Source organism: Micromonospora sp. BQ11 (genome assembly GCF_052068135.1).
Classification (GTDB): domain Bacteria; phylum Actinomycetota; class Actinomycetes; order Mycobacteriales; family Micromonosporaceae; genus Micromonospora.
Window position 1 is genome coordinate 86,942 of sequence record NZ_JBQHDB010000010.1, and the last position, 13,851, is coordinate 100,792.

Consider the following 13,851-nt stretch of genomic DNA (forward strand, 5'->3'; position numbering starts at 1 on the left):
GAGCACGCCGTGAAGGCCGACCCGCGTACGCGCCGTACACCGCTGCTGCTGCTCGAGGGGGCGACCCTCCTCTCCGGCGCCGGCAACGGGGTGGCCACCGTGGCGTTGCCCTGGCTGGTGCTGGAACGCACCGGCAGCGCCACCGCCGCCGGCGTGGTCGCCGCCGCCACCGCACTGCCGTTGCTGCTGTCCAGCCTCTTCGCCGGCACCGTCGTCGACCTGATCGGCCGGCGGCGTACGGCGCTGGTGTCCGACGCCCTCTCCGCCGTGTCGGTGGCCCTGATCCCGGTGGTGGACTCCCTGCTCGGGCTGAACCTCGGTCTGATCGTGCTGCTGGCGGTCGTCGGGGCGGTCTTCGACCCGGCCGGCCTGACCGCCCGCGAGACGCTGCTCCCCGCCGCCGCCCAGTCCGCCGGCTGGCGTATCGAACAGGCCAACGGTGTCCACAAGGCGGTGTGGGGGCTGGCCTTCCTCCTCGGTCCCGGTGTCGGCGGCCTGCTCATCGCCGTGGTCGGCGCGAGCTCGACGCTCTGGGTCACCGCCGCCGGCTTCGCCCTGGCGGTGCTACTGATCGCGGCCGTCCGGCTGCCCGGGGCCGGCCGCCCCGAGAAGCCCCCGGCCGGGTTGTGGCAGGGCACCGTGGAGGGCCTCCGGTTCGTCTGGCGGGACCCGCTGCTGCGCGCCATCGCGCTGATCATGATGGTGCTCGTCGCGCTCTACCTGCCGGTCGAGGGTGTCGTGCTGCCGACGTGGTTCGTCGAGCAGGACCAACCGGCCCGGCTGGGCGCGATCCTCATGACGATGAGCATCGGCACGGTGGTCGGGGCCCTCGCCTCCAGTGTGGCGGGGCGGCTGATCCGTCGCCGTACGCTCCTGGCGGTGGCACTGGTGGTCACCGGCGCGGCACTGCTCGGCCTGGCGTTCCTCCCGCCCTACCCGGCCATGATCGCCATCGCGGCGCTGGTCGGCATCGCGTACGGGCCGGTGGGCCCGCTGTCCAACTACGCGATGCAGACCCGCACCCCGGAGCACCTGCGCGGCCGGGTGGTCGGCGTGATGACGTCCTTCGCGTACGCGGCCGGCCCGGCGGGCTATCTGCTGGCCGGGCCGCTCGTCGAGTGGCTGGGCGTCCGGACGGCGTTCCTGACGCTGGCCGGGGCGGTACTGGTGGCCGCCGTGGCCGCCGCTCCGGTGCGCGCGCTGCGGATGCTGGACGACCCGCCCCTGTACCCGCCCGCCCCGCCCGGCGAGACGCCCGACCCCACCCAGGGGCCGGTGCCGCTCGGCGAGCAGTCGGTTCCGGCGGCGCGCCGGGTCTCCTCGGACCAGGCGTAGACCCAGCCGGCGACGGTCTGCCCGGTCAGCGTGGAATGGTGATCCGGTCGCCGATCGCGGTCGCGGCGATGTCGGTGCGGTGGTGGGAGCCGGCCAGCCCGATGCCGCGTACCATCTCGTAGGCGGCGTCCCGCGCGGCGGCCAGGTCGGCGCCGGTGGCCGTACCGCAGAGGACACGGCCCCCGGCGGAGAGCAGCGCGCCGTCGGAGGCCCGGCGGGCGGTGCCCGCGTGGATGACGCCCGGGCGGTCCGCGCCGGTGATGACGTCGCCGGTACGCGGAGCCGCCGGGTAGCCCTCGGCGGCGACCACGACGGTGACGGCGGCGCCGTCCCGCCAGCGCAGCGGCGGGTGCTCGGCCAGCGTGCCGGTGGCCGCGGCGTGCAGCAGCCCGGCCAGCGGTGTCTCCAGCAACGCCAGCACGACCTGCGTCTCCGGGTCGCCGAAGCGGGCGTTGAACTCGATCACACGGGGGCCGGCGGCGGTGATCGCCAGACCGACGTAGAGCAGACCGGCGAACGGGGTGCTCCGGCGGCGCATCTCGGCCAGGGTCGGGTGGACGACGTCGCGCATCACCTCGTCGACGAGGGCCGGCGGCGCCCAGGGCAGCGGCGCGTACGCCCCCATGCCGCCGGTGTTCGGGCCGCTGTCACCGTCGCCGACCCGCTTGAAGTCCTGTGCGGGCAGCAGCGGCACCGCCGCCTCGCCGTCGGTGACCACGAAGAGCGACACCTCGGGGCCGGCCAGGTACTCCTCGACGACGACCCGGCCGCACTCCTGCGCGTGCGCCAACGCCGCCGCCCGGTCGTCGGTGACGACGACGCCCTTGCCGGCGGCGAGGCCGTCGTTCTTCACCACGTACGGCGCGCCGAACACGTCCAGCGCCCGTGCGGTGCTCTCCGGGTCGGTGCAGGTGTACGCGCGGGCGGTGGGCACGCCGGCGGCGGTCATCACGTCCTTGGCGAACGTCTTCGACCCCTCCAGCCGGGCGGCCTCGGCGGACGGCCCGAACACGGCGACACCCTTGGCGCGCACCGCGTCGGCGGCCCCGGCGACGAGCGGCGCCTCCGGCCCGATCACCACCAGGTCGGCCTGGACCTCCACGGCCAGCGCGGCGACAGCCGAAGGATCGGCCGCGTCGAGGGCCCGCAGCTCGGCCACGGCGGCGATCCCCGGATTCCCCGGCGCCGCGACGAGTGCCGAAACCGACGGATCAGACACCAACCCGAGCGCGAGCGCATGCTCCCGCCCGCCACCACCCACAAGAAGTACGCGCACGCCGGCATCCTACCGACCCCCACCCTCAGCCCGTTGATCATGAAGTTGTTGCCGGGACACGCCGGGCAGCCGGGCGACAACTTCATGATCGACGCTGTCGGGCGTCGGCGAGAGCCTGGCGGACTGTCCAGGGGATGTAGTGCGGGTCGAGGGTGTCCTGCCAGGTGAAGCGGAGGACGGTCCAGCCGGCGTTGACCAGGCGGTTCTGCCTGCGGCGGTCGGCGTACGCCGCGTCCGGGGTTCCGTGCGGGCCACGACCGTCGGCTTCGGCGATGACCCTGGGCGCACGCCAGCCCAGGTCGCCAATGCCGAGCAGGTAGCCGTCGTCGTCGCGCACCTCCAGTTGCAGCACGTCCGGCGGGACCCGGCCGTCGACGCAGCGCAGCCGGGTGCGGGTCTCCAGCGGGGACTGCGCCCGCCCGTCCGCCTCGGCCAGACAGCCCCGCGCCGCTGTTGCTCCCCGCCGCCCGCGGATCAGCTTGGAGATCAGCAGCAGGTCGGCCTCGGCGGCGAGCCCTCGATTCAGCGCGGAGTCGAGCACGGAGACAGCCGCGTAGCGATCGAGTCGCAGGACGAGGTCGGCGACTGTGCGGACCGGCGCCGTGGTGATCATTCCGTCGACCGTGACGAGGTGTGCCGGCGGGATGACCAACTGGTGCACCACCACATCCGGGTGGGCGAGACGAGCAGGTCGAGCTGCCGGACCGGGGAGCGACAGGTGGATCTGGTCCACCTGCCGAGAACCGCCGATCCGGTGCAGCTCAGCCGCCGTTTCCAGCACCACCGCCGCGCACGGACCGAAGGAGGCTGTCGCCGCCCTGATTCGCGCCCGGCGTGGGATGGCATCGTGCAGGTCCGCATCGACGAGGTACGCAGCCCTGGCCACCGACCGCCACCGTCCCGTCCGGCACATCCGATGCACCTCGTGCACGGTCAATCCGGCAGCACGGGCCTGCGCCAACGTCACAATTCCGTCCCGCTCACGGGCGATCGACCGCACGGTCGTCAGAGCATCCACGCCGATCGACTGTTCCGGCAAAGAGAGGTCGACGGAACTCCCTGTGGACAACCCGAGCCGACCTGTGGATAACTATCGCCCAGCCTCGGTCGATCATGAAGTTGTTGCCAGGACACGCCGGCAGCGAGGACAACAACTTCATGATCGACGGGGTGCGCCCCTGCGGGGTTAGGGGAGGAGGGGGTGGCGGACTACGTTTTCTTCGCGGCCTGGGCCTACGCCGACCACGCTGATCCGGGTGCCGCAGAGTTCTTCCAGGCGGGCGATGTAGCGTCTCGCGTTCTCCGGCAGCTCGTCCTCGGTCCTGGCCTTGGAGATGTCCTCCCACCAGCCGTCGAGCTCTTCGTAGATCGGCGTGGCGTGGTGGAAGTCGGTCTGCGTCATCGGCATGTCGTCGACACGCTCGCCGTTGATCTCGTACCCGACGCAGATCGGCACCTTCGGCAGACCGGTGAGCACGTCGAGCTTGGTGACCACCAAATCGGTGACGCCGTTGAGGCGGCAGGCGTACCGGGCGACGACGGCGTCGAACCAGCCGCAGCGCCGCTCCCGGCCGGTGGTGGTGCCGTACTCGTGACCGATCTTGCGCAGGTGCTGCCCGCTGTCGTCGAACAACTCCGTCGGGAACGGCCCGGAGCCGACCCGCGTGGTGTACGCCTTGCTCACCGCGATGACCCTGGTGATGGCGGTCGGCGGGATGCCCGCACCCACGCACGCCCCACCGGCGGTCGGGTTGGACGAGGTCACGAAGGGATACGTGCCGTGGTCCATGTCGAGCATGGTGGCCTGGGCACCCTCCAGCAGCACGGTCTCGCCGCGGTCCAGGGCGTCCCAGAGCATGACCCGCGTCTCCGCGATGTACGGCTTGAGCCGCTCCGCGTACTCCAGGTACTCCTCGATCGTCGCGTCGACGTCGATCGCCTTGCGGTTGTAGATCTTGAACAGGAGCTGGTTCTTCTCGCGCAGCGCGAGTTCCAGCTTCTTGCGCAGGATGCCCGGGTCGAGCAGGTCCTGCAGGCGGATGCCCATGCGGGCGACCTTGTCGCCGTACGCCGGGCCGATGCCCCGGCCGGTGGTGCCGATCCGGGACGACCCGAGGTAGCGCTCGACCACCCGGTCCAGTGCCCGGTGGTGCGGCATGATCAGGTGCGCGTCACCCGAGATCCGCAGCCGGGAGACGTCCACGCCCCGCGCGGCGAGACCGTCGATCTCGGTGAGCAGCACCTTGGGGTCCACGACCACGCCGTTGCCGATGACGATCATCGCGCTCGGCGAGAGGGCGCCCGACGGCATCAGGTGCAGTGCGTACTTCTGACCGTCCGGCGTGATCACCGTGTGGCCGGCGTTGTTCCCGCCCGAGTAGCGCACGACGTAGTCGACCCGCTCACCCAGCAGGTCGGTAACCTTGCCCTTGCCCTCGTCGCCCCACTGAGCGCCGAGGAGCACGATCGCTGGCATCTTTTCCGCCTCCAGAAGGCTCGGGTGCCAGGTGGCGACCGGTCGGCGAGCCCGGGGTGTCAGGCTAACAAGTAGTGCGGGCGGGACCGGCAGCGGTCACGAGAAGTAGGAGGCTCCTTCGTGTTCGACGTGGTGCTGCTCACCCTGGGCTCGGAGCGGGACGCTCCCGGTGGGGGCTGCGGCAGCGGCGGCGCCTGCTGCGGAGGCGCCGACGACAGGGCCGACGGCGCGACGACGGAGGACCGCTGCGAGACCCCCCGCGTACCGGTGCTGGCCTGCGCGGACGCGTTCACCGCCCGGGGTGCGCGGGTCGAGACGGTGACCGCCCGCTCGGACGCGGAGATCGACGAGGTGCTGGCCCGGCTGGACGGTCCGCCGCGCCCCGACGGCCTCACCTGGCCGGACCCGGACTCCAAGACCCGCCTGGTCGTCGCCACGGCCAGTGACGCCCAGTTGCGCGCCGTCGTGCGCCGGCTCGTCCGCCGGTACGCCCCACCGCCGAGCCGCCGTCCGGACGACCTGGCCGCGAACCGGACGGTGCCGGACCTGCCGGCGATCGGCGTACTCCCGCTGGATCCGGCCCGGTCCACCGCGCAGCGCGACCTGGCCGCGCAGCTCGGCCTGCCGCGCGACCCGGTGGCGGTGGCGACCGCCGTGCTGGACGGCACGGCCCGGCGACTCGACCTGCTCCGCAACGACGGCGGCTCGGTGACCCTGGACGGCGCGCTGCTCGGCGCGGCCGACGACGGCGGCCGGCCGCTGCACTGGCGCGGCCGGGTGGAGGTCGACGACGCCGTGCTCACCGATGGCGAAGACCTCCTGGTGGCGTGCGCGATCGGCAACGCCGGCGGGTACGCGCGCCTGGACGACGTGGCACTGCTCGGCGCGCCCGACCCGACGGACGGGCTGGTCGAGGTCGCGGTGGCCGTCCCGGTGACGACCCGTTCGAGGTGGGGCCGACGGCGGGTACGCCTGGAGGTGCGCCGGGCCCGCGGCCGTGCGGTGTCCGTGCTGCCCCGCGAGGGCAAGGTGCCGTTCCTGGACGACGGGGCGGAGGGCGAGCTGGGCCGCAAGCGCTCCTGGTGGACCGAGCCGGGCGCCTGGGCGGTCTGGACGGTCTGATCCCGCCCCCGTCGCGGCGGCGAACCCCGGCTCGGTCCGGGGGCCTATCCTCGGCAGGAGGACTGGGGAGGATCCGTGGTGGACGAGAACGCCGACCGGACGCACGTGCCCGGCCAGCAGCCGGTGCCCGAGCGGGACATCGAACCACCGTGGCCGACGGAGCAGGCCGGCGCGCACTCCTGGGCGCCGACGACCGGGCCACCGCCGGTCCCACCACAGCCTTCCGCGCACGACCAGGACCGGGCGGCGACCGGCCGACCGCCGTCCGCCGCCGACTACCCGTCGCTCGGCGCCGGGACGGCCGCACCCGGCGGGTGGGCGATGATCGGCCCTCCCGCCGCAAACGGCTGGTCACCACCGCAGGCCGCCGGGTGGGGCGGGCCGGCGGGGCAGGGTGTCGACCTCGACATGCCCTTCAGCCTCGACCAGCCGGCCGCGCCCGGTGCCGACCCAGCGGTCGTCCACCAGCCGGGCCCGCAGGCCGGGGGGTCGCACAGCCCCCGCCCCGGCGACGCGCCGGCGCACGAGGCTCCCATGGTCGCGCCGGTCCACCAGACCGGCGCCGACGGGTCACCGGACGCTGGCGACGCCCCGGCCCCGCACGCCGCCGTCGACCCCGCGACCGGACAACCGGTGGTTGGCGACGACGCGCCGGGGGATCCGGTCGACGGTCCGGCGACGCACGGGAGCCGGGTGCCGGCCGAGTCGCCGTGGGCCCAACCGCCGCAGCGTCCCGCCACCGCCGAACCGGCACCGCCGTGGGCGACGTCGCAGGCCGGGGCGGTCCCGCCGGTGCCGCCGCCGGCCGTCCCCCAGACCGGGGGCGAGGCGCCGACGCAGTACGCGACGGAGATCCCCCCGCCGCCGCAGGTCACCCCGCAGCAGTACGAGCCGGTGGCGGAGACGCCGCCCGTCCCGGCGCCGCCGGGCCCCTTCCCGCCGCAGCCGGCCTGGTACCCGCCGCCCTGGCAGCAGGGGACCGTCCCGCAGTCCGGGCCGGTTCCGCCGCAGTACCCGCCGGAGGGCGCACCGCCGGCGCAGCCGCCGTACCCCGAGCCGGCCTGGAGTCCGGAGGTCGGCGCACCGCCCACCGCCGAGGACTTCGCGCGCCGCCGGCAGGTCCGGCCCGCCGACCCGGTCGCCACCATGGGCGTACGCGCCATCGTCAACAAGACCGGGCTGCTGCGTCTGGCGCCGGGCCGGCACGAGCAGGAGCTCCGGCACGACATCGAGATGGTGCGGCGCAACTTCGGCGGGCTCCGGCAGGTGACCGTGGTCAACCCGAAGGGCGGCGCCGGCAAGACGGTGGCGATCCTGCTGCTGGCCATGACGTTCGGCCAGAAGCGCGGCGGCTACGTGCTGGCCTGGGACAACAACGAGACCCAGGGCACCCTCGGCATGCGCGCCCAGCAGGACTTCCACTCCCGCACGGTGCGGGACATGCTGCGCGACCTCGGTCAGTTCAACGGCGCGCACGGGCGCGTCGGCGACCTGTCGCAGTACGTCCGTTCCCAGGGCGAGGGGATGTTCGACGTCCTCGCCTCCGACGAGTCGGCGACCGGCGGCGAGATGCTCACCGCCGCCGCGTTCGCGGAGATCCGTGATGTGGTCAGCCGCTTCTACAAGCTGATCTTCGTGGACACCGGCAACAACGTCCGGGCGCAGAACTGGCAGGCCGCGATGGACGCCACCGACCAGTTGGTGGTCACCATGTCGGCCCGGAACGACTCGGCCGAGACGGCCGCCCGGATGCTCGACCACCTGGAGCAGAGCGGCCGGCAGCGGCTGGTCCGGCAGGCGGTCACCGTGGTCTCCATGCCGCCGTCGCGCAAGGAGATCGACCTCCCCGCGATCCAGGAGCACTTCGCGGCGCGGACCCGGGCGGTGCTGCTGGCGCCGTACGAGCGGCTCATCGACAGCGGCGAACCGCTCCGCTACGGGGCCCTCTCGTCGGCCACGCGGGACGCCTGGCTGAAGATCGCCGCCTCGGTGGCCGAGGGACTGTGACGCGGTGACGGCGTGACGGCCGGCCCGGATCCGCCGGGCCGGCCGTCACGACGGGTCAGTTGCTGGCCAGGGCGTCGGCCGCGGCCGGGTCGCAGTCGCGGAGGAACTGGGCGCAGCGGGCCGCCTCGTCCGCCTCGCCGATCTCGTCGGCGGCCCGGGACAGCACGTAGAGGCAGCGCAGGAAGCCGCGGTTCGGCTCGTGCGACCACGGCACCGGGCCGTGCCCCTTCCAGCCGCTGCGACGCAGCTGATCCAGGCCCCGGTGGTACCCGGTGCGGGCGTACGCGTACGCCGGAACGACCTGGCCCGCGGTGAACGCCCGGGCCGCCAGCGCGGCCCAGCCGGCGCTGTAGGTCGGATGGTGGGCCGCCACCTCGGCGAGCGCCTCGTCGCTGCCGCTCTCCTCGGCGGCGGCCAGGGCGGCGTCCGCCTCGTCGTGCGCGGGAAGGAGGGTGGCCGGTGGCTCCGGCAACAGGTTCTGCATCGTCCCATTCAACCCGCTTCGCGGTACGACACGCGAGAGGGTCGGCCGAGTCGCTCGACTGAAAGGCTGAGGAACTGGTCACGCCTGCGGCCCATGCCGCTCCCGCGTGTCTTCCATTACAACTATGGGTCCGGAGCCTCCCCAGGACCCGGTCAAGCAGGAGCCCGGAGGCCTCGGCCCCCGGGCTCCTGTGCGTTCACGCGGACGTGGGCCGGGCGGGGCAGGTTTGGCGGGTTGACCCGGCCGGGCAGGATGATCGCGTGCCCAGCCCACCTCCCATCGACGTCATCGAGCCGCACGTCTGCACGGACGAGGTCGAGACCCGCGCCGACTTCGACCGGCGGCTCACCACCGGCGACCTGGCCGGACTCACCGTCCAGGGTCTCCGACTCGACCTCGACCCGCCCGACCTCACCGGCGTCACGGTCACCGGCACCCTCTTCGTCGGCTGCCGGTTCGCCTCCCGCGACGTGGGGGCCGACCTGGTGCGGCGCGGCGCGAACGTGGTGCCGCCCTTCTCCGGGCTGCCGTACCCGACCCAGCCGTCCCACCTCTACACGCCGGAGGAACTGGCCGACGGGTTCTCCGGTGCGGGCTTCGCCGGCATGTACGACACCCGGGTCTACGAGCACTTCCGGGCGCACGGCGGGGCGCTGCCGGACGTCCGCGAGGCGCTCGGCCAGCGGCTGCACGACCACGGCGTGGACAACGCCCTCGCCGACGCCACCCGCGCCTGGCTGGCCACCCACGGGCCGCAGTCGGTGGTGGGCATCATGGGCGGGCACGCGGTGCCACGCGGCAGCGCGCCGTACCGGATGGCCGCCGTGCTGGGCTGGGAGCTGGCCCGGGCCGACCGGCTGGTGGTGACCGGCGGCGGGCCTGGGGTGATGGAGGCGGCGAACCTCGGCGCGTACCTGTCGCTGCGGCCGGCCGAGGACCTGACCGCCGCCATCGACCTGCTCGCCGGGGCACCGGACTTCACCGACCACGACCGCTACACGGCGGCGGCGCTGCGGGTACGGGAGGTCTACGGCCGCCCGGTGGCCCCGCCGCCGCCCAACGGCGGCGACCCGACGGCCCGGCACCACGCCGACTCGGCCGCCCTGGCCACCGGCGAGCTCGACTGGGCACGCAGTGGCGGCCTGGCCATCCCCACCTGGCTGTACGGGCACGAGCCGGCGAACCTCTTCGCCGGCCGGATCGCCAAGTACTTCTCGAACGCCATCCGCGAGGACACCATCCTGCGGCTGGCCCGGGGCGGGATCGTCTTCGCCCCCGGCCGCGCCGGCACCGTGCAGGAGGTGTTCCAGGCGGCCACGAAGACGTACTACGGCACCGACGGCGCCAGCGGGGCGTACGTCTTCCTGGACCGTGCGTACTGGACGCGGGAGCTGCCGGTGGAGTCGTTGCTGCGCCCGCTGCTGGCCGCCTCCCCGTTCGGCGACCTCTCCTCCACGGTGCACCTCACCGACGACGTCCACGAGGCCGTCCGCGTCCTGACCGCGGTGTAAGGAAGGGCCCCCTATTAACGCCTGGCGTTGTAAAAGGGCCCCTTCCTAACGCCGCAGCCGACGCCGTGGCGCCGCAGCCGACGCCGACGCCGTGGCGCCGCAGCCGGCACCGTGACGGCGACGGCCGGCCCCCCGGTGCGGGGAGCCGGCCGTCGACGTGTCAGGCGGTGGTCACTTCATGGTGGTGCCGGTGGAGCGCAGGTGCTCGCAGGCCTCGGCGACCCGGGCGGCCATGCCGGCCTCGGCGGCCTTGCCCCAGACGCGCGGGTCGTACAACTTCTTGTTGCCGACGTCGCCGTCGACCTTCAGCACGCCGTCGTAGTTGCGGAACATGTGGTCCGCGACCGGCCGGGAGAACGTGTACTGGGTGTCGGTGTCGATGTTCATCTTCACCACGCCGTAGTCCAGCGCCTCACGGATCTCCGACAGCAGCGAGCCGGAACCACCGTGGAAGACCAGGCTGAGCGGCTTGTCCTTGCCGTACTTGGCGCCCACCGCCTCCTGGATCTGGTTGAGGATCTCCGGGCGGAGCTTGACATTGCCCGGCTTGTAGACGCCGTGCACGTTGCCGAAGGTCAGCGCCGCCATGTAGCGGCCCTTCTCGCCCAGGCCGAGGGCCTCGACCATGGCCAGGCCGTCCTCGACGGTGGTGTAGAGCTTGTCGTTGATGGCGTTCTCGACGCCGTCCTCCTCGCCGCCGACGACACCGACCTCGATCTCGAGGACGATCTTGGCCTCGGCGGCCCGGTCGAGCAGCTCGGCCGCGATCTGCAGGTTCTCCGCCACCGGCACGGCCGAGCCGTCCCACATGTGCGACTGGAACAGCGGCTCCTGGCCGGCGGCCACCCGCTCCTTGGAGATCTGCATGAGCGGCCGGACGAACTTGTCCAGCTTGTCCTTCGGGCAGTGGTCGGTGTGCAGCGCGATGTTGACCGGGTACTTCTTGGCCACCTCGTGCGCGTACGCGGCGAACGCCACCGCGCCGGTGACCATGTCCTTCACGGAGGGCCCGGACAGGTACTCGGCGCCACCGGTGGAGACCTGGATGATGCCGTCGCTCTCCGCGTCGGCGAAGCCCTTCAGCGCGGCGTTGAGGGTCTGCGAGGACGTCACGTTGATCGCGGGGTACGCGTACCGGCCGGCCTTGGCGCGGTCCAGCATCTCCGCGTAGGCCTCGGGGGATGCGATGGGCATAGTCGAGTGCTCCTTACTTGCCGCTCTCGGCCGTCACCGGCCGCTGTTGTCCACGGGTGCGCCGGACCGCGCTGTCCACCGCGGGCAGTATCCCGTAGAAGGTGGCGCGGGGCACAACCACCCCGGCGGGCGTCCACCGGTCGGCCGCACCGACGCTCCAGACTGTCCGGTACGGCGGCGCTGATCAGCCAGGTCGCGACGGTCATCACGACGGCACCCCACAGGGCGACCCACCGCCCCATCCTGGCACCGGGGACGGCACCCGGAGGGGCGATTGGGTCGACTCGGCCGCCGCGCGGTCGTCCGTGGGTCGACCAGCGCTGCGGCAGCGCAGACCGTACGGTGGGTGGGAACCGTCCGCCGAAATCACGGGAGGGACCGATGGGTCAGCCCGACGAGGACTTCACTCCCAGCCACCACCTCAGCCCCGAGGAGCGGGACATGGAGGCGGAGCCGGCCGACGCGGTCGAGCAGGCCGCCGCCATCGACGCCGGTGACGCCGACACCGAGCCGCACCGCGGCCTGGAGGTCGGCGACTGGGACGCGATGGAACAGGCCCGGGTGGTCGCCAACGACGAGGACGACTACCGCTGAGGCGGCCGGGCGTCGCGGTTCCGGATCCCGGGCGCCGTCGGGGGTCCGCCCTGCTGCGGCGACCCGTCGGCGCCCTCGACCTCACGCAGCGCCACCGCCCGGTGATGGCTGGTCCACCGAAGATCAGCCGTTCGGTTCGTCTTGCCCGTGCGGGGACCGCCGGGGGAGCGCGGAGTCTTTAGGTTTCCTTAAGATCCGCTGGCCACACCCCCTTTGCTTTCCCCCACGGGAGGAAACCCCCACATGTTCACCCACTCGACCCGGCGCTGGCTGGCTGGGCTCGGCGTCGCAGGGGCACTGATCGCCGCCTCCGCCACCCCCGCCTACGCCGACGAGGACCTCCAGGTCCACGCCAGCGACCTCCTCGTGGCTCCGAACCACACGGTGGCCAGCTGGATCGCGGCCTGGAACCCGGCGACCGAGCTGCGGAAGCTGACCCTGGACCTCGACCTGTCCAAGGTGGACGGCATCGGCGTGCTGGAGCCCGTGAACTCGGACTTCGCCTGCGCCCGCGAGGCCGCCGTCCTGCACTGCGAGGCGACCATCGAGCCGGACGGCAACACGCCGTTCTTCGACTACTTCCTGACCGCCAAGGCGGACGCCAAGCCGGGCGAGAAGGCCGAGATGGGCGTCAAGATCACCGGGGACGGGCAGACCGTCGAGCGGGCCGTCTCGATCACCGTGGCCGAGGGCGTGGATCTGCAGAGCGAGCCGGAGGGCGGCCTGGAGGCCGAGGCCGGGACGGTCGCCGTCCTGCCGAGCACCGTCCGCAACGGTGGCGAGAACACCAGCCGCGGCGCCGTCCTGCGCCTGCAGAACGACGGCCGGAGCCCGTACGTGGGCAACTTCAGCAACTGCGAGTACATCGATTACCTGGCGACCGTCTGCACGTTCGACACCGACCTCGAACCGGGCAAGAGCTACCGTCTCTCCGAGGGACTGCCGGTCCGGGTGGACAAGGACGCGCGCGCCGGCTCGCACCTGCTGAACCTGCTCGACTGGTGGACGAAGGACGACTGGGCGTTGATCGCCAACGACCCGTCGTGGCCGCTGCCCGAGGGCGAGCAGGGCACCGGCGCGGAGCTGAAGCTGGTCGAGGCGCCCGCCACGGCGTTGCGCGCGCCGCAGACCGACGTCGACCGCTGGAACAGCTTCACCGACTTCAAGGTCACGGTGACCGGTGGCAACACCGCCGACCTTGCCGCCGTGGGCAGCACCGCGACCGGCAAGGTGGGCGACAAGGTCACGGTGCGCGCCGGCGCGAGGAACCTCGGCCCGGCCGTCATCGAGACGTGGCGGAACGAAGGCCCGCTGGTGGTCGTCGAGATCCCCGCCGGGACCACCGCCGTCACGGTGTCCGAGAACTGCGCCCCGTACACCAGGGACGAGGAGTGGTACCCCTGGGAGAGCCTGGGTGAGCCCGGCGCCCCCGTCTACGGCTGCATCGGCTACGAGGATCTGGGCAGGGACGACACCGCCTCCTTCGAGTTCGTGCTGAAGATCGACAAGCTGGATTCGAAGACCTCCGGCACGGTCTCCACCATGATCGAGGGCGACCCGAACGCATCCAACAACGTGGCTCCGATCACCGTGGCGCTCGGCGACAAGTCCGGCAACCCGGGCGGCGAGCCGGGTCAGGGCGGCGGCAACGGTGACGGCGGCTCGCTGCCCATCACCGGCGCCAACACCGCTCTGGTCGCGGGCCTCGGCGCCGTCCTCCTCGCCGCCGGTGGTGCCGGCTTCGTGGTGGCCCGCCGCCGCAGGACCCGCTTCGTGGCCTGATCCACCCGCACGTCCCGGTGCCCCGCCGACCCTCCGGTCGGCGGGGCACCGTCGTCACCGCGCCGGAGAA

Annotated in this window: 11 protein-coding genes; 6 read left to right on the plus strand and 5 right to left on the minus strand. The window is 73.1% G+C overall.

Going from position 1 to position 13,851, the window contains the following annotated elements; translation table 11 throughout:
• Positions 1-9: 9 nt before the first annotated feature.
• Positions 10-1,335: an MFS transporter gene (locus ACTMSW_RS21190; RefSeq protein ID WP_441182382.1), complete on the plus strand. Its 1,326-nt coding sequence runs from the start codon at positions 10-12 to the stop codon at positions 1,333-1,335.
• Positions 1,336-1,360: 25 nt separating this feature from the next.
• On the opposite strand, the gene purD is transcribed toward ACTMSW_RS21190, so the two are convergent.
• The 3 genes from purD to ACTMSW_RS21205 all read right to left on the minus strand — a co-directional run bounded on the left by purD (position 1,361) and on the right by ACTMSW_RS21205 (position 5,087).
• Positions 1,361-2,611 carry a phosphoribosylamine--glycine ligase gene (gene purD / locus ACTMSW_RS21195; RefSeq protein ID WP_441182383.1) on the minus strand — a complete coding sequence of 417 codons (1,251 nt, stop codon included), beginning with the start codon at positions 2,609-2,611 and terminating at the stop codon, positions 1,361-1,363.
• Positions 2,612-2,693: 82 nt separating this feature from the next.
• On the minus strand, positions 2,694-3,497 hold the full coding sequence (locus ACTMSW_RS21200) for a hypothetical protein (RefSeq protein WP_441182384.1): 804 nt from the start codon (positions 3,495-3,497) through the stop codon (positions 2,694-2,696).
• 300 nt (positions 3,498-3,797) lie between these two features.
• Positions 3,798-5,087: an adenylosuccinate synthase gene (locus ACTMSW_RS21205; RefSeq protein ID WP_441182385.1), complete on the minus strand. Its 1,290-nt coding sequence runs from the start codon at positions 5,085-5,087 to the stop codon at positions 3,798-3,800.
• A gap of 120 nt (positions 5,088-5,207) precedes the next feature.
• Here ACTMSW_RS21205 and ACTMSW_RS21210 point away from each other — a divergent pair, with 120 nt between their 5' ends.
• Together ACTMSW_RS21210 and ACTMSW_RS21215 are read left to right on the plus strand one after the other, a co-directional pair.
• Complete coding sequence (locus ACTMSW_RS21210) at positions 5,208-6,209, plus strand: hypothetical protein (protein WP_441182386.1); 1,002 nt, start codon at positions 5,208-5,210, stop codon at positions 6,207-6,209.
• Positions 6,210-6,284: 75 nt separating this feature from the next.
• On the plus strand, positions 6,285-8,216 hold the full coding sequence (locus ACTMSW_RS21215; RefSeq protein ID WP_441182387.1) for a chromosome partitioning protein: 1,932 nt from the start codon (positions 6,285-6,287) through the stop codon (positions 8,214-8,216).
• Between the two features lie 55 nt (positions 8,217-8,271).
• Here the strand turns inward: ACTMSW_RS21215 and ACTMSW_RS21220 are convergent, their stop codons facing one another.
• Positions 8,272-8,700 (minus strand): DUF3151 domain-containing protein, encoded by a 429-nt coding sequence (locus tag ACTMSW_RS21220; RefSeq protein WP_441182388.1) that lies wholly within the window; start codon positions 8,698-8,700, stop codon positions 8,272-8,274.
• A 260-nt stretch (positions 8,701-8,960) separates the two neighbouring features.
• On the opposite strand from ACTMSW_RS21220, the gene ACTMSW_RS21225 reads away from it, so the two are divergent.
• Positions 8,961-10,211 (plus strand): LOG family protein, encoded by a 1,251-nt coding sequence (locus tag ACTMSW_RS21225; RefSeq protein ID WP_441182389.1) that lies wholly within the window; start codon positions 8,961-8,963, stop codon positions 10,209-10,211.
• A 171-nt stretch (positions 10,212-10,382) separates the two neighbouring features.
• On the opposite strand, the gene fbaA is transcribed toward ACTMSW_RS21225, so the two are convergent.
• Positions 10,383-11,405, minus strand: a complete 1,023-nt coding sequence (fbaA, locus tag ACTMSW_RS21230; RefSeq protein WP_441182390.1) for a class II fructose-bisphosphate aldolase — start codon at positions 11,403-11,405, stop codon at positions 10,383-10,385.
• Positions 11,406-11,786: 381 nt separating this feature from the next.
• Between fbaA and ACTMSW_RS21235 the strand changes: the two genes are divergently transcribed.
• Both ACTMSW_RS21235 and ACTMSW_RS21240 read left to right on the plus strand, forming a co-directional pair.
• On the plus strand, positions 11,787-11,999 hold the full coding sequence (locus tag ACTMSW_RS21235; RefSeq protein ID WP_441182391.1) for a hypothetical protein: 213 nt from the start codon (positions 11,787-11,789) through the stop codon (positions 11,997-11,999).
• Positions 12,000-12,242: 243 nt separating this feature from the next.
• Positions 12,243-13,781 carry an LPXTG cell wall anchor domain-containing protein gene (locus ACTMSW_RS21240; protein ID WP_441182392.1) on the plus strand — a complete coding sequence of 513 codons (1,539 nt, stop codon included), beginning with the start codon at positions 12,243-12,245 and terminating at the stop codon, positions 13,779-13,781.
• Positions 13,782-13,851: the final 70 nt, after the last annotated feature.